Source organism: Pseudophaeobacter leonis, from assembly GCF_002087335.1.
Lineage (GTDB): Bacteria > Pseudomonadota > Alphaproteobacteria > Rhodobacterales > Rhodobacteraceae > Pseudophaeobacter > Pseudophaeobacter leonis.
In genome coordinates this window covers 14428-36929 of the sequence record NZ_MWVJ01000016.1, presented here as the reverse complement: position 1 = coordinate 36929, position 22502 = coordinate 14428, and the positions used below count along the sequence as shown (strand labels likewise).

The 22502-nt window shown below is 60.4% G+C and carries 24 protein-coding genes and 2 pseudogenes; 9 read left to right on the top strand and 17 right to left on the bottom strand.

Features of this window, described 5'->3' with window-relative positions; all coding sequences use genetic code 11:
• Positions 1–4: 4 nt before the first annotated feature.
• Genes B4968_RS05605 through B4968_RS05595 form a run of 3 tightly spaced genes read right to left on the bottom strand, consistent with a single transcriptional unit; the run spans position 5 to position 3316 of the window.
• Positions 5–517 (bottom strand): TRAP transporter small permease, encoded by a 513-nt coding sequence (locus B4968_RS05605; protein WP_083097334.1) that lies wholly within the window; start codon positions 515–517, stop codon positions 5–7.
• Positions 517–1554, bottom strand: coding sequence for a TRAP transporter substrate-binding protein (locus B4968_RS05600; protein ID WP_083097332.1), 1038 nt, complete (start codon positions 1552–1554; stop codon positions 517–519). Before B4968_RS05600 ends, B4968_RS05605 begins: the two co-directional genes overlap by 1 nt.
• Positions 1555–1588: 34 nt before the next feature.
• Positions 1589–3316: a thiamine pyrophosphate-requiring protein gene (locus B4968_RS05595; RefSeq protein ID WP_083097329.1), complete on the bottom strand. Its 1728-nt coding sequence runs from the start codon at positions 3314–3316 to the stop codon at positions 1589–1591.
• 127 nt (positions 3317–3443) lie between these two features.
• On the opposite strand from B4968_RS05595, the gene B4968_RS05590 reads away from it, so the two are divergent.
• The 3 genes from B4968_RS05590 to B4968_RS05580 are packed head-to-tail and all read left to right on the top strand — an operon-like array spanning position 3444 to position 4754.
• On the top strand, positions 3444–3668 hold the full coding sequence (locus B4968_RS05590) for a helix-turn-helix domain-containing protein (RefSeq protein WP_161492548.1): 225 nt from the start codon (positions 3444–3446) through the stop codon (positions 3666–3668).
• A 39-nt stretch (positions 3669–3707) separates the two neighbouring features.
• Positions 3708–4178: an IclR family transcriptional regulator domain-containing protein gene (locus B4968_RS05585; protein WP_083097323.1), complete on the top strand. Its 471-nt coding sequence runs from the start codon at positions 3708–3710 to the stop codon at positions 4176–4178.
• Positions 4179–4211: 33 nt separating this feature from the next.
• The gene (locus tag B4968_RS05580) at positions 4212–4754 is read left to right on the top strand and encodes a 2,4'-dihydroxyacetophenone dioxygenase family protein (protein ID WP_083097321.1); all 543 of its coding nucleotides are present in this window, start codon (positions 4212–4214) and stop codon (positions 4752–4754) included.
• Positions 4755–4809: 55 nt separating this feature from the next.
• Here the strand turns inward: B4968_RS05580 and B4968_RS05575 are convergent, their stop codons facing one another.
• The 10 genes and pseudogenes from B4968_RS05575 to B4968_RS05545 form a co-directional block, all read right to left on the bottom strand.
• On the bottom strand, positions 4810–5583 hold the full coding sequence (locus B4968_RS05575) for an SDR family NAD(P)-dependent oxidoreductase (protein WP_241525594.1): 774 nt from the start codon (positions 5581–5583) through the stop codon (positions 4810–4812).
• A gap of 10 nt (positions 5584–5593) precedes the next feature.
• The gene (locus B4968_RS05570; protein ID WP_338153215.1) at positions 5594–6916 is read right to left on the bottom strand and encodes an aldehyde dehydrogenase; all 1323 of its coding nucleotides are present in this window, start codon (positions 6914–6916) and stop codon (positions 5594–5596) included.
• 140 nt (positions 6917–7056) lie between these two features.
• Positions 7057–7356, bottom strand: coding sequence for an ATP-binding cassette domain-containing protein (locus B4968_RS25130; protein ID WP_277620923.1), 300 nt, complete (start codon positions 7354–7356; stop codon positions 7057–7059).
• Positions 7332–7778: an ATP-binding cassette domain-containing protein gene (locus tag B4968_RS25125; protein ID WP_277620922.1), complete on the bottom strand. Its 447-nt coding sequence runs from the start codon at positions 7776–7778 to the stop codon at positions 7332–7334. The genes B4968_RS25130 and B4968_RS25125 overlap by 25 nt, the downstream gene beginning before the upstream one ends.
• On the bottom strand, positions 7771–7866 hold the full coding sequence (locus B4968_RS25600; protein WP_338153216.1) for an ABC transporter ATP-binding protein C-terminal domain-containing protein: 96 nt from the start codon (positions 7864–7866) through the stop codon (positions 7771–7773). The genes B4968_RS25125 and B4968_RS25600 overlap by 8 nt, the downstream gene beginning before the upstream one ends.
• Before the next feature lie 193 nt (positions 7867–8059).
• A pseudogene (locus tag B4968_RS25595) lies at positions 8060–8500 on the bottom strand (ATP-binding cassette domain-containing protein); the annotation flags it as partial.
• The gene (locus tag B4968_RS05555) at positions 8497–9126 is read right to left on the bottom strand and encodes a branched-chain amino acid ABC transporter permease (RefSeq protein ID WP_241525593.1); all 630 of its coding nucleotides are present in this window, start codon (positions 9124–9126) and stop codon (positions 8497–8499) included. The pseudogene B4968_RS25595 and the gene B4968_RS05555, both read right to left, overlap by 4 nt.
• Positions 9081–9407 (bottom strand): ABC transporter permease, encoded by a 327-nt coding sequence (locus tag B4968_RS24105; RefSeq protein WP_241525592.1) that lies wholly within the window; start codon positions 9405–9407, stop codon positions 9081–9083. Before B4968_RS24105 ends, B4968_RS05555 begins: the two co-directional genes overlap by 46 nt.
• 2 nt (positions 9408–9409) lie before the next feature.
• On the bottom strand, positions 9410–10273 hold the full coding sequence (locus tag B4968_RS05550) for a branched-chain amino acid ABC transporter permease (RefSeq protein WP_083097318.1): 864 nt from the start codon (positions 10271–10273) through the stop codon (positions 9410–9412).
• A gap of 79 nt (positions 10274–10352) precedes the next feature.
• Entirely contained in the window at positions 10353–11651 is a 1299-nt protein-coding gene (locus tag B4968_RS05545; RefSeq protein WP_139792590.1) for an amino acid ABC transporter substrate-binding protein, read from the bottom strand.
• Between the two features lie 187 nt (positions 11652–11838).
• Here B4968_RS05545 and B4968_RS05540 point away from each other — a divergent pair, with 187 nt between their 5' ends.
• A complete protein-coding gene (locus tag B4968_RS05540) occupies positions 11839–12696 on the top strand; it encodes a helix-turn-helix domain-containing protein (protein WP_083097316.1) in 858 nt (285 codons plus the stop codon).
• A 47-nt stretch (positions 12697–12743) separates the two neighbouring features.
• On the opposite strand, the pseudogene B4968_RS05535 reads toward B4968_RS05540, so the two are convergent.
• From B4968_RS05535 to B4968_RS05520, 4 genes and pseudogenes are all read right to left on the bottom strand, one after another.
• A pseudogene (locus tag B4968_RS05535) lies at positions 12744–14541 on the bottom strand (IlvD/Edd family dehydratase).
• Between the two features lie 97 nt (positions 14542–14638).
• Positions 14639–15298, bottom strand: a complete 660-nt coding sequence (locus B4968_RS05530) for a bifunctional 4-hydroxy-2-oxoglutarate aldolase/2-dehydro-3-deoxy-phosphogluconate aldolase (RefSeq protein ID WP_083097315.1) — start codon at positions 15296–15298, stop codon at positions 14639–14641.
• Positions 15295–16251 (bottom strand): sugar kinase, encoded by a 957-nt coding sequence (locus B4968_RS05525; RefSeq protein ID WP_083097314.1) that lies wholly within the window; start codon positions 16249–16251, stop codon positions 15295–15297. The genes B4968_RS05530 and B4968_RS05525 overlap by 4 nt, the downstream gene beginning before the upstream one ends.
• On the bottom strand, positions 16248–16982 hold the full coding sequence (locus B4968_RS05520; RefSeq protein ID WP_083097313.1) for a FadR/GntR family transcriptional regulator: 735 nt from the start codon (positions 16980–16982) through the stop codon (positions 16248–16250). Before B4968_RS05520 ends, B4968_RS05525 begins: the two co-directional genes overlap by 4 nt.
• Positions 16983–17596: 614 nt before the next feature.
• Between B4968_RS05520 and B4968_RS05515 the strand changes: the two genes are divergently transcribed.
• The 5 genes from B4968_RS05515 to B4968_RS05495 all read left to right on the top strand — a co-directional run bounded on the left by B4968_RS05515 (position 17597) and on the right by B4968_RS05495 (position 22017).
• The gene (locus B4968_RS05515; RefSeq protein WP_083097311.1) at positions 17597–18592 is read left to right on the top strand and encodes a TRAP transporter substrate-binding protein; all 996 of its coding nucleotides are present in this window, start codon (positions 17597–17599) and stop codon (positions 18590–18592) included.
• A 73-nt stretch (positions 18593–18665) separates the two neighbouring features.
• Complete coding sequence (locus B4968_RS05510; protein ID WP_241525591.1) at positions 18666–19196, top strand: TRAP transporter small permease; 531 nt, start codon at positions 18666–18668, stop codon at positions 19194–19196.
• Positions 19197–19198: 2 nt separating this feature from the next.
• Positions 19199–20479, top strand: a complete 1281-nt coding sequence (locus tag B4968_RS05505) for a TRAP transporter large permease (RefSeq protein ID WP_083097306.1) — start codon at positions 19199–19201, stop codon at positions 20477–20479.
• 102 nt (positions 20480–20581) lie between these two features.
• A complete protein-coding gene (locus tag B4968_RS05500; RefSeq protein WP_083097303.1) occupies positions 20582–21298 on the top strand; it encodes a ribonuclease activity regulator RraA in 717 nt (238 codons plus the stop codon).
• Positions 21274–22017, top strand: coding sequence for a FadR/GntR family transcriptional regulator (locus B4968_RS05495; protein ID WP_083097300.1), 744 nt, complete (start codon positions 21274–21276; stop codon positions 22015–22017). The genes B4968_RS05500 and B4968_RS05495 overlap by 25 nt, the downstream gene beginning before the upstream one ends.
• Positions 22018–22502 lie beyond the last annotated feature (485 nt).

Here is a 22502-nt window from a genome sequence, read left to right as displayed (position 1 = left end):
AAGGTCAGGTACTCCGGGAGGGTCGGATGGCCGCGATGGCCTCAATCAGGGTGATGACTGCAGCCATCAGCAAAAGCAGCAAGGAAATCAGCACAGGCACAAAGGCCCACCAAATCGGGATTTCCAGAATGCCGGTAAACTCTGTGTAGGTCCTGTAGTCCACCAGACCCAGCCACATGCGCCAGCTGAGCAACGCGGCAAAGGCACAGGCGACCAGCGCCGCCAGCAGCGACATGACTGCGACCTGTCTTGCAGAGGCCCGCATGGTAAATATGTCTGCCGAGACATTCGCCCCAGTCAGCTGGCAATAGGGCAGAAAGGCAAAGATGGCGATGGCGGTGCCCATCTCGGTCAGCTCAAAATCTCCGGGAAAGGGGCGGTTCATCAGCCATCCGGCAAGGATCGACCAGGCATTGACCGCGACCACGGCCATCAGCACAGCGCCGCCAAATAGCGCCCAGGCCTCGATCACAAGGCGCGCGGGACGAAGCCGCCCCGCGCCCGCATTCGCTGCCATCAGTTGGAGGCCATGTTCTGGTTCACCAGCTCGACCGCCCGATCATACAGCGCCCGCCCGTCGATGCCCTTGGCGTCCATGTCGGCTATCCAGCGGTCAACAACAGAGGCCGTGCGCGCGTCAAAAGCGCCCCATTCTTCTTCGGTCAACTGGATATGCGTGTTGCCGCTGTTGACGGCAACCTCGATGCCGTGGGCGTCAGCCTCTGCCCAGACTTTGCCAACCTCGGCGTGCCAGTCCGCGTTCGAGACCTCACGGAAGATGGCCTGGATATCCGCGGGCAGGCTGTCCCATTTGGCTTCGTTCATCAGCACTGAAAACGAGGTTGTACCCAGCCGTTTGCCGCCGGGGCCTTCGATCTGGTAGTCCGTTACCTCGTGAATTTTGAGGGCCGGAATAATCTCCCAGGGGATCAAGGCCCCGTCGATTACCTTCTTGGACAGGGCCACTGGGATCTCTCCCACCGAGGTCTGCACAGGAGATGCACCAAGCGCTTCGAGCACCCAGGAGCCGGTGCGGGATGGCACGCGGATCTTCTTGCCTGCCAGATCGGCTGGGCTGCGGATCTGGTCACTGGCCATCTGCATGGCCTGGCCCTGGTGGACGTGCTGGAACATTGGGATGACGCCCTTGAAATCTTCCGCAAGGTAGTCGTCATACATTGCCATCATGGCCTTATTGACGGCGGCGTTGTCGCCCTGGTGCACCCCGGGCAGCTCAAAGACTTCGGTGCGTGGAAAGGCCCCGGCCGCATAGGCGTTGACGATCCAAACGAGGTCAACCACCCCATCACGCGCCTGACGTGGCAGTTGCGGCGGCTTGCCCCCAAGCGTCATCGACGGGAAGATCTCGATCGACACGCGGCCATTGGAGGCCTCTTCAACCCGTTTGGCCCAGGGGGCCAGCATCTGACTATGGGCCGGGGCCTTGGGGCTGAGGAAATGGTGCAGTTTAAGCTGGATATCCTGCGCCGTGGCCGCTCCGGTTGCCAGTCCTAAGGCAATGGCCGATGCAGCAAGTGTCTTGATGATCTTCATGGTATCCTCCCTTGGTTTTATAGGATGCGCCCGTTCAATGTGGCGCAGTTCTTGCAATGGCGATGTTGAGCAGCACCTGCCGGCGCTCGTTGGTCGCCACCTCAATGGCGCGCTCAAGCGCGGCTGGCAGGTCGTCCCCGTCGGTGACCGTCTCGGTCCAGGCGCGGCTGGCCTGGGCGGTGCGGGTGAAGTCCGGGCTGGGCCGCAGCGAGGTCAGCGGCACCTCGTTTGAGGCACGCGAGGCGCCCTCGGGATACAGCCCCTCTACCGAATGGCGCACAGCGCCCCATTCCTCGTTGTTGAGAACCAGAACGATCACCGGCACGTTTTGCGCTTCCGCCACCAGATGGCAGGCGGTGGGGTTGGCAAACATGTAGCTGCCGTCGCCCATGGTGGCAAAGATCAGGCGGTCAGGGCAGGCCATCTGCGCCCCGATGGCTGCGGGCAACCCCCAGCCAAGGCCGCCTGAATGCGGCTCTTGGAAATAGCTGTCGGGCTGGTCGAGCTCCAGCGGCATGAGGGGACATCCCAACTCATGAAAGACCGTGGCGCGGCGGCCATGCAGTTCAGCCTGTGCTTTGATCGCGCGGCCCAAACACAGGCTGACCCAATCCTTGGTCATCGGCGCGCCACAGCCGCTTTGTGCTGCCGCGAGTGTTTTTTTCCGGCCGGTTTGCGCTGCCACTGCGATGCTTTTGCGCCGCGCCGCCAGGCGTTTTGGATCCGTCTTTTGATCTGCCTTTTGATCTGCCGGCGCCGCCGCAAGTGCGCCAATCACCCGCTCTGTTGGCCCGACCAGGGTGATATCTGCTTTGAAATTACGGACGGGTGTGCGGGTGAAAAGCGGGTCGGGTCCGGCATGGATCACAGTTACGTCGTCGCGCAGTTTGACCTTGTCCGGGAACCACGGCGCAAGCGCGTCGAGGACCAGAACCACATCCGCCTTTTCCAGCCAGGGTCCAGGGTCGGCCCCCACCTGGCAGGGATGCGACAGGGGCAGGGCCAGCTGGTTTGACCAATAGTGCGACAGCGGCAAGGCGTAGGTTTCACACAGGCTCTGCAGGGCGGCAAAACCTGCCGCATTTCCCGCACCGCGCTGCGCAATGATCAGCGGGTTTTCTGCACGCGCCAGCGCCATGGCAGCGCGCGCCAGCGTGTCGGGGTCAGGGGCCGCAGTGACGGGCGCCATGCGCGAGGGCGCATCAAGGCCGAGACGCGGGCAGGGCTCGCAAAGCACCTCACGCGGCAGGCTCAGATAGACCGGCCCTTTGGGGGTCGAGTTGGCAATGGCCCAGGCGCGGTCCATCAGGTCGGCAATCTGGTCGGCAAAGCGCAGCTCGTAGTGCCACTTTGTTGTCTCGCGGATCAGCGCTTCCTGGTCGAACATCTCTTGTCCCCAGCCGATCGGCACTGTGCGCGCGCCAAAGCGGCTGTGCTCGCTCACCGGGGTGCGGCCCGACATCAGGATCATTGGCACCTGGTCGCACCATGCGTTGATCGCGGCTGTGGCACCATTTGCCAGGCCGACATTGGTGTGCAGCAGCACCGCCTGCGGCCGGCCCGTCACCTGCCAGTAGCCATGCGCCATCGACACCGCCGCGTGCTCATGCGGCACGGTGATGGGGGTCGGAAGGTCAAGCCCGGCGCGACGGGCCTCAAGCAGCCCTTCGATGATCGGTGGGAAATCTGTGCCTGAATTGGCAAAAACATAGTCCACGCCGAGCGCCTTGAGCTTGCCGAAGATCGCGCCACCGGCGGTAATCCAGGCCTCATTCGTCCTTCAACAATCCTTTCGAGAATTGCCTTTTTTGCAAATAGTGAGATTCTATTTGTATAGAATGAGATTGTTGGGCAATCTTGGTCAAGCCCCTCATTCGGAGACCCTGCCAATGGCCACCTCGCTCAACCTGTCTGTTATGAAAGCCTTTGATGCTCTTGATCTTTTGGATGAGACCCGTCCGGAGTTGACCGTCGAACTCGTTGCCCGCGAGTTGCGCCTGTCCAACGCCACGGCGCATCGTTTCCTGACCACCCTCGAAGTTGCCGGAGTGCTGACCGTGGTGCGCCGGGGCGCCTATGCTCCCGGCCCGCGTCTGTCGCGTTTGGGGGCATAGGCCGAGACGCTTGCGCTACTGCCACCCAACCTTCAGGCTGTGCTGGACCGGCTGCGGCAGGATCTGGGAGAGTCGGTGATGGCGTGTCGTTTTACGCCGCGGGGGCCGCTCTGTGTGGCGGTGTCTTTGGCGCAGCGCCCGATCTCGGTTCAGATCCGGACGGGGACCACCTTGCCGATGATGTGTACGGCACAGGGACGGCTGTTCCTTGCCGGGATGTCGCGGCGAGACCGGCTGCAATGGGCCACCGCACAGGGTGAATCCCCTGAGGCGCTTGCCGCCCTGGAGCCGGTGCTGGCCCGTATGCGGACCGAGGGCCACGCGCTGAACCAGGGCGACAACGAGCCCGACATCGCCGCCGTGTCGGTGCCCATCAAGGGGGCGGGGCGCAGCGCGCTGACCCTGTCGGTCTTTGGCACGCTCAGCCGGTTTGACCCCGGTTTTATCCAGCGCGCCCAAGCGGTGCTGAAGGCTGCGGCCGCCGAACTGGTTGCCGAAATAGCTTCCTGAGCAAGCCATACATGCAAGAGAAGGAGTACAGACTTGAACGATGAGCCAAAAAGTGCCGGATCGGAATTCTGGCGGGATCTCAAACCCATCACCAAGGTTTTTCAGCCCGACGCCAAGCCTGAGGTGTATTTGCCCAATATCGCTGACGATGACATGCGCTACTATGTCCCGTTCACCGAAACGGTGTTCTCCAAGCCGCTCTGGATCTCGCCGAGCAAGAACCAGTGGTGCGACGTGCTTATGGCCACCGGTCCGGGGCTGGTGAACCGGCACTATCACCCGCACGAGGTCTTTGCCTATACGATCTCGGGCAAGTGGGGCTATCTGGAACATGACTGGATCGCCACCGCTGGCGATTTTGTCTATGAGACACCGGGCGAGGGGCATACCCTTGTGGCCTACGAGCATGCAGAGCCGATGAGGGTGCATTTCAAGGTCACGGGCCCGCTGATCTGGTTGGACGAGGACGGCGAGCCCGATGGCTATTTCGACGTTCATCAGTACATCGCTATGTGCAAAGAGCACTACGACAAGACTGGCATCGGCGCCGCCTATATCGAGAGTCTCTTCCGCTAGGATCACCCCGTTAGATATCGCCCGGTTAGAGAACATCCCGTTACAGAACATCCCGTTACAGATCACACTGACATGCCGCCATCGGCCATTGCTCATGGCCGGTGGTAAAGCTCGATTGCGCCGAGGCGAGATAGAGCATCGAGGCCGCGATTTCATCAGCCGTGCCATGGCGGCCCAGAGGGATCATCTCGTCAAAAAATGCGGTGCCGTCGCGCCCGATCTGTGCGCCGAGCCCATCCTCCACCCGTTGTTGAAAACCGTTCGAGACCGGCCCCGGCGCGATGGCATTTACCCGGATCCCGCGGGGGGCAAGATCTTTTGCCAACCCGCGCATCAATCCGGTTAGCGCGTGTTTGGCGGTGATATAGGCATAGACGCCGGGATCCCCCCGCGTCGCGGCCACGCTGGAGGTCAGCACGATGCTGCCGCCTGTGCGCATATGGGGAACGCCATATTTTGCCAGCAAGAAAGCCCCGCGCACATGCACCGCCATGACGCGGTCAAAGACCTCGGTCGGGTAGTCTTCGATCGGCGCGACGGTGCCAAATGTACCGGCGTTGGATATCAGCACATCCAATGCGCCAAAGCGCTCTACCGTGCGTGACAGGGCACGGCGCACCTGTGCTTCGTCGGTGACATCCGCCGCAATGCCCAGCACTTCTGCGGCGGCGTCGCCAAAGGTTGCGTCACAGGCTGCGTCGAGCGCGGCAAGGTCAAGATCGACCAGTGCCAGACGTGCCCCGTTGCTGTGCAACAGGCGCGCCGCCGCCAGTCCAAGCGAGCCGGCGCCTCCGGTGATGAGGCAGGTTTTGCCTTCAAGATCAAACATCAAGTCCTCCTCAGATCGGGTAGTGGGGTTGGCCGTCCTGGATGGTGATCCAGCGCAGGGTGGTGAATTCTTCTATTGCGGCGATGCCGCCAAAACGGCCATAGCCCGAGTCTTTGACACCGCCAAAGGGCATCTGCGCCTCGTCATGCACTGTGGGTCCGTTGATGTGGCAGATGCCGCTTTCGATCCGCCTGGCGACATTCATGGCGCGGACGGTATCGCGGCCAAAAATGCTGGCCGACAGGCCATATTCGGTGTCATTGGCAACGCGAACGGCCTCGTCAACGCTCCCGACGCGGACCACAGAGGCGGTGGGGCCAAAGCTTTCCTCGGTGTAGATGCGCATCGAAGGGGTGACATGGTCGATCAGCGTGGCCTCCATCAGGACGCCCTCGGCATGGCCGCCGGCCACGATTGTCGCACCTTTGTCCTCGGCATCGCGCACCAGCCCCATGATGCGGGAGACCGCACCTTTATCCACGACACAGCCCAGCGAGGTGTTGCCCTCACGCGGGTCGCCAACAGTCAGGCTCCGGACCTTGGCGGCAAGTTTCTCGACAAAGGCGTCGGCGACGCTGTCCATCACCACAAGCCGCTCTGTCGACATGCAGATCTGACCCTGGTTCATATAGGCGCCAAAGGCGGCAGCGGCGACGGCCGCCTCAAGATCGGCATCATCCAGCACAATCATCGGTGCCTTGCCACCCAGCTCCAGCAGTGCGGGTTTCAGGTTTTCGGCGGCCAGTTTGGCGATGATCCGGCCCACCCGGGTTGACCCGGTGAAGTTGACGCGGCGCACTGCCGAATGGGCGATAAGTGCCTCAACGATCTCGTTTGCGTCTTCCTGTGCATTGGACAGGACGTTCAGCACTCCCTTGGGCAAACCCGCACCCTGGATCGCCTCGACGATCAGGGCATGGGTGCGCGGTGATAGTTCCGAGGATTTCATCACCACCGTATTGCCACAAGCCAGCGGCATGGCGATGGCGCGCACGCCCAGAATTACCGGCGCATTCCAGGGCGCCATGGCCAGGACCACCCCGGCAGGCTGGCGGATCGCCATTGCCATGGAACCTGGCCGGTTCGAGGGAATGACCTCGCCCTTGATCATTGTGGTCATCGAGGCGGCCTCGCGCAGCATGCCTGCAGCCAGCATGACGTTGAAGCCGGCCCAGGCGGCGGTTGCCCCCAACTCGTCCGCCATGGCGCGACTGATTTGGTCGGCGCTTGCTTCGAGATTGTCAGCCGCAGCCAACAACAGGCGCCGCCGTTCCGAGGGGCCGGTGGTTGACCATTCGGGAAAGGCGCGCGCGGCTGCATCGGCGGCGCGCATCGCATCCGCGACTGGGGCCGGGCGGCTTCGGTTGCCACCCCGCCGGTCAGGGGATTGTTGCGGGTGAATGTCCGGCCGCCTTCGGCCTGCACTTTTTCACCCTCGATCAGTAAGTCCAAAATGCTCATGTTGTTCTCCATTTACAGGTCGCCGCCCAGATCGCCGCCCAGAAAGGCCTGTCTGACAGCTGCGTCGTTCATCAATTCATCCGAGGTGCCCGAGCCGGTGATCCGACCGGCTTCGAGCAAAAAGCCCCGGTCGGCATGGCGCAGGCTGATCTTTACGTTCTGCTCGACAATCAGCAGGCCCACGCCGGTTTTGCGCACCCGCGCCAGTGCCTTGAACATGTCGCCGACCACGATAGGCGCGAGGCCAAGGCTGGGTTCGTCCAGCAGCAGGAATTCCGGTTTCGACATCATCGCGCGGCCAATCGCGACCATCTGTTGTTCGCCGCCAGACATCGTTTGCACGAATTGCTTTCGCCGCTCCGCCAGCCGGGGAAAGATGTCGAAGACCTGCGCGAGGGTCCGGCCTCAGAGGCACGGGCGCGCGGCGGTGTCGCGCCAAGTCGCAGATTTTCCTCGACCGTCATGCGCCCCACGATGCCGCGCCCCTCAGGCACCAGCGCAATGCCCCGGTTGGTCACATCATATGCCGGCACGCCATTCATGGCCTGGCCGTTCAGCGTAACCCTGCCTCCGGCGGTGGGGACCATCCCGGCGATGGCTTTGAGCAGTGACGATTTCCCTGCGCCATTTGCCCCCAGAACCACGACAACCTCGCCCTTGGCCACGTAAAAATTTGCGGCATTTACCGCCAGGTGCTTGCCATAGCGGACGGTCACATCCTGTAATTCAAGCATGATCGTCTCCCAGATAGGCCTTGATGACAGCGGGGTCTTGCAGCACCTCGGCAGAGGCGCCCTCGGCAATCTTTTGGCCTGCGTTCATCACGATGCAGCGCGAACACAGCGCCCGCACGGCCTCCATGATATGTTCCACCAGCAAGACGGTGATCCCCTGTCCGCTGCAGATGCTGCACGAGGTCGATGCCAATGCGCAGCTCAGAGGGGTTCAGGCCAGCAAGCCACTCATCCAACAACAAAATATCGGGCTCAGAAGCCAGCGCGCGGGCCATCTCCATGCGTTTCTGGTCGATGTAGGTCAGGTTTTCGACCCGCTCATCGCCGCGCCCGGCCAGCCCGACAAAGGCCAGCTTTTCTTCCGCCAGGTCGCGTGCCTCCTGCCCCCAGTGCCGCTTGTGACCAAAGGCCAGCGACAGCAGGACATTCTGCGCAACACTCAGCGTTGGCAGGGGGCGCACCAGCTGAAAGGTGCGTGCAACGCCGTGTTTGGCCACCCTGTGCGGCTTCATCTTTGTGATGTCCGTGCCGCCGACCCGTACTGTGCCGCCATCGCAGGGCAGCGCGCCGGAGATCATGTTCATCACCGTGGTTTTGCCTGACCCGTTTGGCCCCAGTAGCCCCACGACCTCGCCAGGCTCCAGCGTGAAGGACACGTCATTGACTGCGACAAGGCCGCCAAACCGTTTGTGCAGGTGGGTGATTTCTAGACGCGCGCTCATGTCCGGTCTCCCTTACGCAGATCGTCGATCTTGGCCAGAACTCCGTTTGGCATGACAAAGACGATCAGGATGAACAGCAGCCCGAGGATGATCGAAAAGTGATCCGGAAAGCTGACAGAGAGCCATTCAAACAGCAAGAACAGCGGCACTGCCCCCACCAGAGGCCCCCAAAGACGCATTGGGCCTCCGAGCAGTGCCATGATCAACGTCATGAAGCTGACCGTTGGGTTAAAGACAATGGAGGGCTCGATATAGGTCCAGCGCGGCGCCTGAATGGCACCGGCAAGGGTGATGATGGTTGACGAAATAACGAAGAGAAGCAGCTTGATCCGGGTCACATCGACCCCGGCATGGGCGGCAACGGTTTCGTCATCGCCAAGCGCTTTGAGCGCCAGGCCAATGCGCGACCTTCCAATGGCCCATGCGATCAGGAATGTCATGACCGCAAGCGCCAGCAGCTGCCAGTAGATGTGTCGCCCCTCAAAGGGCAGAAAGATATAGCGTCCCATGGTGTAGGTCACATTGACCTCCCACCAGCTGACGGTGATCTGCACCAGTTCGGCCAGCCCAAAGGTGAAGATCACAAAATCCCCGGCAAGGCGCAGGGTCGACAGGCCAACCACCACGCAATGACCATGCCGATACCAGCGGCGCAGAGCAGCACGAGCGGGTAGGGCATCACTTCGTTCAGGACAGCGACCGTGTAGGCACCAACCCCAAAGAAGGCGACAGTCGCCAGAGAAATATAGCGGGTCGGGCCGGAAAACAGCGCCCATGCGGTGGCCAGTGTGACATAGCCCGTCATGCCCAGCAGAACGCCGGTCCAGTAGTCGGATACCACCAGCGGCGCGAGGGCCAGCAGGACGAGTGCTACGCCCGCAGCTGCGAAACCGTGTAAAGTAGTCATCGTCACGCCTTTCCAAAGAGGCCGTTGGGCCGCACAAGCAGCAGCACAAGGAACACGGTATAAACGGCGGCCAGCGTCAGGCCGGGGTCGACATAGGCGGCGACAAATGTCTCGACGAGGCCCAGCAACAGGCCCGCGACGATGGCGCCGGGCACGCTGCCCTTGCCGCCGAGGATGACGACGATCAGGGCCTTCATGGTAAAGACCACCCCTGCCGTTGCCGTAAAGGTTTGAAACATCGAGATAACCACGCCACCGGTTGCGGCCATGGCGCCGCCAATGGCAAAGGCGGTCCGCGCCGCGCGGTCGGTGTCGATGCCAAAGAGAGGCGCGCTTTTGGGGGCCAGTGCCACCGCACGCAGGATCATGCCCCAGCGGGTGCGGAACAAAATGATCACCAGTGCTCCGCCGATCACCAGGCTAAGAACAAGCGCCAGCAGCCGGTTGCCAGCAACCACGGTGCCCAGAACACTGACCGGCGTGTTCAGAAAGCTGTAGCTGGTGTAGCCGCCGCCAAAGAGCGCCAGCAGCAGGCCCTGGATCACAAAAAGCAGCCCAAAGGTCACAAGAATACTGTCGACCTCAAGGGCGCCTTCGTCCGGCGCGCGCGCGACCAGCGGCTTCATCAGCACGCGGTAAATCAGGTTGTTCACCGCATAGCCCGCAGGCGCGAGGATCAGCAAGGCTATGATCGGGTTGATCGACAAGGTGGTAAACAGAACATAGGTGGCAAGACAGGCGGCGATGATCATGTCCCCGAAACCGAGGTTCATGATCCTCGCGATGCCGTACTGGATGGTGAGCCCCATCGCGACAAGCGAATAGGTGCCGCCGAGCACAAGCCCGTTGACGACATGTTCGAGCATGGAAAGTCCGATCTTATTCAGTGTGGTGAGGAGAGGCGGCGGATCGCTCCGCCGCGCTCTGGCTCAATGGTTAACTGGCTCAAGAGTTATCTGGCCCAAAAACTATCTGGCCCGAGAGATATCTGGTCAGGTTTGTGGGGTTATTCCCAGCCGGGTTTCGGAGTTTGACCTGCATCTTGTTGCCGCCGCCCTCGGCTGAGACCGCCACAAAGGTGCCGTCCTGCCATTGACCGACCCAGTTGATAGCGCGCAACTGGTTGTTTTCCAGACGGGTCTCGGCGCCCAAAACGGTCGAGAATGTGCCGCTGGACAGCTCTGCGGCGACCGCGGCCTTATCAAGGCCAACGCGGGCGACGGTCTGCTCCAGCATCTGCAGCGAAGCGTAGATCAGCACTGAGCCCCAGTAATCCGCACCGCGACCGACGACCTCCTGGTGCTTGGCGCGGTAGGCATTGTTCAGCGCGTTGTTGGGGTCGACCCCGCCCAGGCTCATGATGCCCTCGACGGATCCATCCGCGATTTTGGGATACACAGGGAAGGCAGCGCCAACGCCGAGGTAAAAGACCGGCGGGCTAAAGCTGGCCACCTTGGCCTGTTTGGTCAGCGCAAAAGTATGCGGCGGATAGGTGAAGGCGACAAATGTGTCTGCTTCGGAACTCTGCGCCTCGTTCAGAATGGTGGCAAAGTCAGAGGTCTGGGGCGGGAAGCTCTTGTCATAGGTGACGTCAAAGCCGGCCGCCTCAAAGCTGGGCCGCGCGGCCTTTACCAGATCGATGCCAAAGCCGTCTGCGACCGAGATCATGGCGATCTTGTCGTTGATCCGACCGGCGGCACGTTCGGCCACGAGGATATCGGTAAAGGCAGAGACGTAGTCGGCGCTGCCGCCCATGAACCAGAAGCTGGTGTCCCAGCGCTTGACAAAGTCCGAGGCCTTATCGGTGACTGCAGCCCCTGCCAGATGTGGATAGCCGAACTTGGCCATCAGCGGTGCGACCGCAAGATTAAAGCCGGTGCCCCAGGGCGGAAGGATGATATCCACCTTGTCCTGCGTCGCAAGGCGCTCGACCGCGCGGACCACTTCCTCGGCCGAAGACCGGTCATCATAGGCGATGACTTCGATGGGCAACTGGCTGCCGTCGGGCATTTTCAGCCCACCTGCCGCGTTCACCTCCTGGACCCACAATTCATAGTTGGGGGTGACCGTCATCCCGGCGCCGCCTGCGTTAGGCCCGGATTTGGAGACTGCATATCCGATGGTTACTTTGTCGCGTTCCTGCGCGGCAACCCCGTGTACGCTGGATGCGAGTGCAAGTGCTGCGAGGGCGCAGGTCGTGAGGCGTCGCGTCGCGCAGACCGCCTCCAAAAGCGAATTTTTCATTTTATTCCTCCCTAGATGTCCCGACATATCGTGGCCCATATGACCCACAGTCTTGATCCCTCGCCTTTCCCGAAGCGGGGGATATCAAAAGCCTAAGCGGTCGCAGGCAGCAAGATAATAGACATTTTGAGGATATAATTGTACTTTTGACGGATCTGAGGGCAGGTCACAGGGGGCATCGCGGGCTTTGGAACGTCAAACCATTCAGGCAGAGCGCATCAAGAGTGCGCTGACCAGAACCGAATTTGCCACCTCCGGCGGGCGGGCGACGTTTTTGATTCTGGAGTCGGGCCGCGGCACTTTTATCTCTGACGAGGTCGAGCGTGATATTGCCGGGCCATGTCTGATCTGGTCTCCCACCGGCTGGTCCACCCGCATATCGCTTGCCGCTGGGACGAGGGGTTTTTTGATCCGTATGCCTGAACGTGCCCTTGGTCGCGCGCTGCCAACCGACGTGATCTCGGCGCATGTGCGCCAGGTGGTCAGCCGCCGCATCTTTTTGTCCGACATGACAGCCGCGATGATGCAATCCTGCATCGTGCTGTTTGACAAAATCGAGCCCGAACTGCGCGCCTTGGCACCCGGCAGTGAAACCGTTCTGCACCATTGCGTGTCGCTACTGTTGATCGAGATCTGGCGGGCTGCGGCGCCGCCGTTTCAGGCGACCGAGCCACAGCCGCATCGCATCTCGGACAGCTTCCTCAACCTGGTGGAGCTGCACTTGCAAAACCACTGGACCGTTGCCGAATATGCCCGCCGCATTGGCGTGTCGCGCGACCGGTTGAACGAAGCCGTGCGCCGCACGATCGGCATACCACCGCATCGGCACATGCAGCGGCGATTGATGGAAGAAGCCAAGACGCTGCTGATCACCAGCAACCTGCAGGTGGCCGAGATCGGATATAAACTCGGCTTCAGCGATGCCGCCTATTTCCCCCGCTTTTTTCGCCGCCATGAAAGCCTGGCTCCGGCGCAGTTCCGCCGCACCTACACGCCGATCTACCGCAAGCGCACCCAGGAGGTGTCCTTTGCCGAATGGCCATAGGGGGACCGCCTGTTTGCAGGCGGGCCTGTAGCGCGTCTAAAGCGGGCCTAGTGATTGTCGCGGGGCAGCGTTTTATGGGCAATGTTGCGGTATGTGTCGGCGTCGCGCAGGGTCATGCCGCGATCCAGCGGCTCCACCATCTCGCGAAAGTACTGTTGCCAGGGCGACTGGCTGGCAGGTGAAGGGTATCCCCCCTTGGCATTCAGTGCCGCGCAGCGCTCTGCCAGTTCCGCCTCTGACAGCAACATATCGACGCGGCAGCTGTTTGAGGTCGATGCGAAGACGATCCCCGGTTTGCAACAGGGCCAGGCCGCCGCCATCTGCGGCCTCAGGCACCGCATTTAGGATGGATGGCGAGCCAGAGGTGCCGGACTGTCGCCCATCACCAATACAGGGGAGGGCGTCGACCCCCTGTTTCAGCAGATAGGCAGGCGGGCGCATATTGACCACCTCAGCGCCGCCGGGATAGCCCTTTGGGCCGGTTCCACGCATCACCAGGATGCTGGTCTCACCGATCGCCTCTTTAGGGTCATCAATGCGGCTGTGATAGTCCTCGGGACCATCAAAGACCACGACCGACCCCTCAAAGGCATTCAGATCCGCAGGGTTTGACAGGTAGCGTTTGCGAAAATCGGGGCTGATCACACTGGTCTTCATGATGGCGCTGTCAAAGAGGTTTCCCTTGAGGTTGAGGAACCCTGCTGCGGTCAGCATCGGCTTGGCGACAGTGCGGATTACATCGGTGTTCGCACTACGGCAGGGCGCGTAGTTTTCGGCCATTGTCTTGCCATTGGCGCAGACCGCATCTGGATGGGGCAGCAGCCCGGCCGCCAGCAACTCTCCAACCACGGCGGGCACCCCCCCGGCACGGGGGGAGTCCTCACCGAGATACTCTCCGGCGGGCTGCAGGTTCACCAGCAGCGGGATGTCATGACCAATGGCCTGCCAGTCGTCATTGTCCAGTGCGACACCCAGGTGGCGGGCAATGGCATTGAGGTGAATGGGCGCATTGGTAGAGCCACCAATGGCCGAGTTGATCACAATGGCGTTCTCAAAGGCGGCGCGGGTCATGATCTGATCCGGGCGCAGGTCTTCCCAGACCATGTCGACGACACGGCGCCCGACCTCATAGCTGATCTGGCTGCGCTCCCGGTACGGGGCAGGGATGGCGGCTGCGCCGGGCATCTGCATGCCCAGGGCTTCGGCCAAAGAGTTCATCGTGGTGGCCGTGCCCATGGTATTGCAATAGCCCACCGAAGGCGCTGAGGCAGCGGCAATTTCCATAAAGGTATCGTTGTCGATTTCCCCGGCCGCCAGCTGCTCGCGCGCCTTCCAGATCACGGTGCCGGACCCGGCGCGTTTGCCGTCGTGCCAGCCGTTCAGCATCGGCCCAACCGAGAGCGCCAGTGCAGGAATGCCGACTGTCGCCGCAGCCATCAGCAGCGCAGGCGTGGTCTTGTCACAGCCAATGGTCAGCACAACGCCGTCAATCGGATAGCCATACAGGGCTTCGACCAGGCCCAGATAGGCCAGGTTGCGATCCAGCAGCGCTGTGGGGCGCTTGCCGGTTTCCTGAATGGGGTGGACCGGGACCTCGATTGCGGTGCCGCCTGCGGCGATAATCCCGTCGCGCACCCGCTTGGCCAGCTCGATATGGTGGCGGTTGCAGGGGCTCAGATCGCTGCCGGTCTGGGCAATCGCAATGATCGGTTTGTCCGACTGCAGCTCTGCGCGGGTCAGCCCGTAGTTCAGATAGCGCTCAAGATAGAGCGCCGTCATCTCGGGGTTTTCCGGATTGTTGAACCATTTGCGAGAGCGAAGATCTTCGGGGCGCAGTTTCGACATGTTGTCTCCAGTCATCGTTTTCAGACGCAATGGGCAGGCCCGCCGGGTCGCGGGGGCAAACCCGGCTCTAGGTGGCCGGGTTCTAGGTGGCCAGGCTTTAGGTGGCCAGTGTATCACAGGTTTCTCGGGCTTCGCGGGCAAGCGCCTCGATGGCACCCCAGTCACCAGTTGAGACCAACGCATCCGGCGCCACCCAGCTGCCACCGGCACAGAGCACATTGGGCAGGTCGAGATAGGTTTTTGCATTTTTCAAACTGACGCCGCCGGTTGGGCAAAAACTGATTTGCGGCAGGGGGGCGCCAATCGCCTTTAGGGCCGCAGCACCACCTGCCGCCTCAGCCGGGAAGAACTTTTGCACCTGATAGCCACGCTCCAGCAGACGCATGGCCTCGCTGGCGCTGGCGGCCCCCGGCAGCAGCGGCAGGTTTTCTGTGAGGCAGGCCTCTATCAAAGCATCAGTAGCGCCGGGCGAGACGCCAAAGGCGGCCCCTGCGGCCTTGGCGTCTCGCACGTCCTTAGGCGTGATCAGGGTGCCGGCGCCAACCACACCACCGGCAATTTGTGACATGGCAGCAATGACGTCCAGTGCGGCCGGGGTACGCAGAGTGACCTCGAGGGCAGGCAGGCCACCCGCGATCAGCGCCCTGGCCAAAGGGGCCGCGTGGGCCGCATCACGCACGACCAAAACCGGCATAATCGGCGCCAGAGTGCAGGTATCACGGATGACCTTTTGTGCGGTTTCGGGATTGGATTTCATCCGGCTTCACCTTGCTGCATATGGCCCTGTTGCATACGGGCTAAAATACTGTCGCGTTTTGGAATGGAGGCAACAGCACCAACAGTTTCGACCGAGAGCGAGGCTGCAGCACAGGCAAACCGCGCAGCATATAGCGCGTCACCGGTTTGGCAGTATTCGGCCAGAAAGGCGCCATCAAATGTATCGCCTGCGCCGGTCGCGTCCCGCAGCTGAGCGGGGAAGGCCGCAATCACGTCATGGCTGTCGGGAGTGGCGACAATTGCGCCCTTTTCAGCCAGGGTCAGAACCACCATGCCGACGCCGAATGACAAAAACCGGTCGCAGATTTCGCTCACATCACTGGTGCCAAACAGCGCCTCTGAATCTTCGATGCTGGGAAAGACGATGTCAACCAGTGGCAGGATCGTCTCCAGGGCCGCACGGGCTTGTTCGCCGCTCCAGAGGTTGAGCCGCAGATTGGTGTCAAAGGCCACCTTGGCACCTGCCTTGCGCGCCAGTTCGGCAGCCCGGATCGAGGCGGCGCAGGAGCTGTCAGAGATCGCCTGAGTGATGCCACTGAGATGCAGCACCCCGACCTGATCAAACATATCCGGTGTCAGATCAGCTGGGGGGACACGACTGGCAGCCGACCCGGCGCGACGGTAGGAAAACTGGTGTCCTGCGGGGCCGTAGTCGATAAAATAGAGCCCGGTTGGTGCGTCATCCTTGCGCAGGATCCGAGAGGCGTCGATGTCCTCATCGGCATAGAGCTGCAGGATGTGGTCGCCAAAATTATCACTCCCCAGATGGGTGAGCATCCCAGCACTGGCCCCTGCGCGGCGGGCGGCGACGGCGGTGTTCGACACATCGCCGCCAATGCCGGGCCGGATCATGTCTTTTTGCAGCCAGGAAAATTCAAACATCGGTTCGCCAAAACAGAGCAGGTCCAGCGGCGCGCAGGGGGTGGGGGTCATGGGTTTGGTCCTGTAGAGGGCTCTGCATCGGTGCGCTGCACCGCCTGGCTGGCCGCGGAGAAGTGGTTTTGCATTGCTCTGGTTGCGGCCTCGGCATGGCCCTGTGCAATGGCATCGACAATGATCTGGTGATCGCTCACAATGCGGTTCTGCTCGCGCTCTGTCTGCTGTGCCAGTCGGCCGGCGGTGATCGACTGCAGGATGACCTCACGCAGCGGTTTGACGATATAGACATAGAGCGGGTTGTCCGTGGCCTCGGCAATGCAGAGGTGAAACAGATAGTCCAGTTCTGCAAACAGCTGAGGCTCGCCAACGGCCTGCTGCATCCGCGCACAGAGGTCTTGTAGCTTTGCGACCTGCGCCTCGGTCCGGTTTGTTGCCGCCAGGGCGGCCATGGTGGTCTCAATGCCCTGACGCACCTCCAGCACCTTGCTGACCGTAAACTGAGCGGTCGCCAATCCGTAGGTGAAGGTACCGGCCAGAATGTCGGGGTTGATCGCATTGACCTGGGCTTTGCGGCCATTGGAGAGCTTGATGTGGCCGGCCCCCGCCAGATGGGCCAGTGCGCCGCGCACCACAACCCGGCTGACCCCGGCACGTTCGCACAGGGCGGCTTCTGACGGCAGATTGTCGCCAGGGCGCAGGCCAGTGTCTGCGATCATGGCAAGAATGCTGTCGGCAACCCGTGTGTACAGCGGGCGGCGATCCAGGGTGTCAAAGTCTTCTGACATGGCGAATCTCGTGATCTTGGTGCGTGGTGTCGGGTGTTTGGATTTTGAAAACCTATATACCTATAATACAGGTTTGGCAATATCAGCCGGGCTGCCTTTGCGCGCAGCTCGTCCAGCCCGGCGGCGCCAAAGTGATCCAGTGCGTCCAGATCCAGTGCGTCCAGAAGGTACCGGTTGTCCTAGCGGTAGGCGTTGCCCTGCACGCTCACCACCCGATCCGGCGCGGCCTGCGGCGGGCAGGTTGTAGCAGCTGCTGTCAATCAGGTGGAAGTGGCAATCGCATGCCCCTTGGGGCAGGGCGGCGGCAGCTGGGTGTGATTCCGTCTCGATGCTGGGAGATTTGACTGTATTTGTCACCCCGGCAGATTGGCGTTTTGCCTGACCTGTTTGCCGGGAGTTCTGGTGTTTAACCCTGAGCAGTTGCCGCATGAGGGGCGCGGTTTGATTTCTCTGTCAGGTATATTTATCTTTAATAGCAGTAATATAGTGGATGTAAGCTCGCATTTTTCCAGGGGTCTGGGTGAGGGTTTATGAAATCTCCCAAAATTATCAGTTGTAAATATTTGTAATTTCTTGAATTGATTTGTGACAAATTGTCTGGAGGAGGAGACAGGATGATGATGAGCAAATTGATCGGACGCGGGGCATTTGCCCTTGCTGCAGCAGCAACTTTGGCGATGGCACCTGTAGGCGCTGAGGCCAAGGATTGGCGCGGCTGGAACATCCACGTGGTGGACTATCCGGTGTCGCACGGCATGGAAGCCTTCATGGCGGAAGTCGAAGAAAAAACCGCAGGTTCTGTGAAGGGTAAGGTCTTTCATGCCGGCGTTCTGGGCTCGCAGCCAGATGCGATCGAGCAGCTCCGTCTCGGCATTCTGGACTTTGGTGTCTTTAGCCTTGGGCCAATGGGGCAGGCCGTGCCGGAAACCAATGTGGTCTCGCTGCCCTTTATCTTTAAAAGCGTTCCGCAGATGTACCGCCTGATGGATGGCGCGCCGGGTGAAGCGCGGGGCAAAGGGCTGGAAGCCAAAGGCATTGTCGCACTTGGCTACTATGATGCCGGTGCACGCTCTTTCTACAACTCCATCAAGCCGATCAATACTCCGGCGGATGTGGAAGGCATGAAAGTGCGGGTCATGAACAACGATCTGTTTGTTGGCATGATCGAATCCATGGGCGGCAATGCGACCCCGATGGCCTTTGCCGAGGTCTATCAGTCGATCAAAACCGGTGTTGTCGATGGTGCGGAAAACAACCCGCCCTCCTATGAATCGACCAGCCACTTTGAGGTCGCAAAGTACTATTCCATGTCGCAGCACTTGATCATCCCCGAGTGCCTGTGCATGAGCAAAAAGACCTTTGATGCCCTGACACCTGAGCAGCAGACCATTGTAAAAGAGGCCGGTCGCGCCTCGACCGAGCTGCAGCGTAAGCTGTGGCAGGAACGCGAAGCCGCTTCGATGAAGATCGTTGTTGATGGTGGTGTCACCGTCAATGAAATCGCTGACAAATCCGCTTTCCAGGCGGCGATGGCGCCAGTCTATGACAGCTATCTGGCAGCGAACCCTGAGATGACCGAACTGGTCAATCTGTTCCGCAACGCGGACTGACCTGCGTCCAAAACAAACGTGATGCGCTCCGGGTTTTGGTGCGCATTGCGCATTAGTCAAAGGAAAAAGGCTCATGGAGCACCCCCCGCGTTGGATGGCGCGCACAGAACGCGGATTGAATGGTCTGAGTGCCCTGTGCATGCTGGCCGCCTCAATCGCTCTTGTTATTCTGGTCGCGACATTTGGTTGGCTGGTTTTTGGCCGGTATGTGTTGAATGCAACACCCACCTGGGTCGAGCAACTGGCGCTCTTGCTTGTCTGCTACATCACCTACCTGGGCGCAGCTGCCGGTATCCATGAAAACACCCACCTTGGCGTGACCCTGTTTCGTGACGCGATGGGCGTAAGGATTAGCAGTGTCCTGAAAATACTGATTGATATCGTTCTGGCTGTCTTTGGCCTGATCATGATGATCGCCTGCATCGAGCTGTTTAATTTTGGCTGGAGCACAATGCTGCCCATGCTCGATATCCCCGAAAGCTTCCGAACACTTTCGGCACTCCTGTGCGGCGGCCTTGTCTTTGTGTTTACAGGCCTGCGTGCCGTCTTCCGGATCATTTGCATGCTGCAGGGCAGAACCTACCCAGAAAAAGGCGGACTATAATTATGGGCCTGGCTATTTTGCTCGGAATTTTTGGCGGCTGCGTGGTGCTCGGTGTGCCGGTAGCCTTTGCGATGGGAATCGCTGCCGCCTCGGCCTTCTGGTTCGAAGGCTTCCCGCTGCTGATCACCTTCCAGAGGTCGCTCTCCGGGATTTCGGTGTTTTCGCTGCTGGCAATTCCCTTCTTTGTCTTTGCCGGCGAGCTGATGCTGCATGGCGGTATTGCCATGCGTCTGGTGCGCTTTGCCTCGGCTCTGGTTGGCCATGTGCGCGGCGGGCTGGCCTCGGTGAATATCTTCTCCAGCATGCTGTTTGGCGTCATCTCGGGGTCGGCAGTGGCGGATATCTCTGCGCTGGGCTCGATCCTGATCCCGGTGATGAAAGAGCGCGGCTACCGGGCGGATTATGCGGTCAACGTCACTGTGACCTCGTCGATTGCGGGGATCGTGATCCCGCCAAGCCACAACATGATCATCTTTGCCGTTGCGGCCGGGGGTGGCATTTCGATCTCCAAACTGTTCCTTGCCGGGGTCATTCCGGGGATTCTGATGTGCCTGTCTCTGGCAATCGCGGCCTATTTCATCGCGGTAAAGCACAACTACCCGGCAGAAGAGTTCCCGGGCTGGAGGGCAGTCTGGGCAGCGTCTCTTGCGGCTATTCCCGGCCTGATCACGGCGGTGATCATCGTGGGCGGCGTCCTGTCTGTCGTGTTTACGGTGACGGAATCGGGGGCCTTTGGGGCGATCTATGCGCTGCTATTGACCTTCTTTGTCTATCGCAGTCTCGACTGGGAAGGGTTCAAGACCTCTGTTCTATCGGCTGTGCGCACCACGGCCATGGTGATGGTGCTGATCGGGTTTGCCAGCTCTTTTGCCTATCTTCTGGCGCTCTATCAGGTCCCGGCAAAGCTCAGCAGCTTTATGTTGGGGATCTCGGAAGAGAAGATTTTTGTCCTACTCATGATCAACGTGATGCTCCTAATCCTGGGGATGATCATGGACATGGCGGCGCTGATCCTGATCTGCACCCCGATCTTTTTGCCAATCGTCAAAGATCTGGGAATGGATCCAACGCAGTTTGGCATCATGCTGCTGGTCAACCTTGGTCTGGGCCTGTGTACGCCGCCGGTTGGAACCTGTCTGTTTGTGGGCTGTGCTGTGGGGAAAATCAGGATTGAAGAGACGCTAAAGACCATCTGGCCCTTCTATCTGGCGATCCTCGCGGCCCTCATTCTGATCACCTATGTGCCGGCCGTGTCGCTCTACCTGCCATCCTTGCTTGAGTAGTCGCAAAGTTTTGCGCGCTCACAACAGCGGGTTGCGGTGAGTCTGGGCCTTTCAGGTCGGGCTTGCCGCAACCCGACCTGAAAGAAAAAAGAAGGTGTCAAAATGACAAACCCATCGTCCGAGACGCTCAACAAGCTGGCAGAGGTCAGTACGGCCACCCTGACAACCGCGCTGTTTCGCCGTGGCTTTCGCAATATCTTTATTCAGGGGCCGCAACGCATGAACCCAGGCCCCAATATGGTGGGGCCGGCCTATACGCTGCGCTATATCCCCGCGCGTGAGGATCTGGATGGTCTGGACTCTTTTGCCGACCGCGAAAATCCGCAACGCAAAGGCGTTGAGGAATGCCCCGAGGGCGCGGTTTTTGTGATTGATTCCCGTCAGGACGCCACAGCAGCCTCGGCGGGCTGTATCCTGGTGACACGGCTGCAGGAGCGGGGCTGTAAGGGTATCGTGACCGATGGCGGCTTTCGCGACACGCCCGAGATTTCGGCCCTTAGAATGCCAGCCTATCATTCCCGCCCAAGTGCGCCAACCAATTTGACAAAACATCACGCCGTTGCGATCAATGACCCTATTGCCTGTGGTGGGGTCTCGGTCTTTCCCGGCGACATCATTGTGGGCGACAACGAGGGCGTGGTTTGCATCCCGCGGCATCTGGTGACAGAAGTGGCACAGGAAACCGAAGAGATGACGGTCTTTGAGGATTATGTCCTGGAAAGGGTGCAGGAAGGGGCCTCGATTTTTGGTCTCTACCCACCAACAGATCCGGAAACTATGGACAGATTTAGGGTATGGCGGCAGAAAAACAACAGGTAGCGGGCGCAACCAAGATCTCGTCCGGGGCTGCGCGGTCCGGTCGAGACCGCACCCTGTCGGATCGTGTCTATGAAAAAATTCTGGCCCTCATTGCCAATGGCGAGGCGCCGGTCGGTGCCAAGCTTCCAACAGAACATGTGCTGAGCGAACAGCTGGAGGTGTCGCGTCCGGTGTTGCGTCAGGCGCTCAAGCAGCTGCGCGAGGACGGCGTGATCGTGTCCCGCCAGGGCTCAGGCTCTTTTGTTCAGCGCCGCCCCGAAGAGGCTGCATTGGATTTTGCCCCGGTGGGCTCAATCGCCGATATTCAGCGTACCTTCGAGTTTCGCGCCGCCATTGACGGGGAGGCGGCCTATCTCGCGGCCCAGCGACGCACAGAGGCGGATCTTGTGAAAATGCGCTCTCAGCTTGAAGAGCTGGATCGGTGCATCAAAGAGGGCGCGCTGGGGGTGGAGTTGGATGAGGCCTTTCACGAAGCCATCTGCACCGCCTCGGGGAACCAGTATTTCACTGTGGCGCGGACCTCGATGAAGGCCAATATCCTGACGGGCCTGAAGTTGACACGCAATCTGTCGCTGACCAAACCGCAAGAGCGGCTTGAGCTGGTTCAGCGCGAGCACTACCAGATTTTTGATGCCATCAAGGCTGGCGATGCCGATGCGGCACGGGCTGCGATGCGCCTGCACGTGGAAAGCGCGCGCAAGCGGGTGTTTGAGGGATAGTCAGCTCACCTTGGTCGCAGCCGCCCGATCAGCTGCTACAAAATCGTGGCGATCCGGCACAAATGACTCTCGCTGGTGGTCTTGTCACAGGCGCTCCTCGCCTTGAGCGGATGTCAGTCAGGTGTCGGGTGTGTCCGGGGTGGTGATGCTTGAGCAGGCTCAGATTTGGCAGCCGTTATCAAAATTCACTTGTTATTTTTTGTAAATTCTCACGAGGGGTGTCAACCCATCGCCGTCCCGTGACGTCAGCGGTGCTGATTTGATTTCGCAGGTCACGGACTTTGACTGTAGCGCTGATGTGGCGCTTATATCCTAATATTCATAGGAAAAACTCTCCCACTTACTGTGGTGCGCTGGTTGATCGCAGAGGCCGCGATCATCTGGGCGCATTGCGGGGGGGGGCGCTTCAGGGCAGAAATATTTGTAATAATTTGTATTGATGGGGCGCTGGTTTTTGGCTACAGACGTCATGAGGTGCCTGTGAC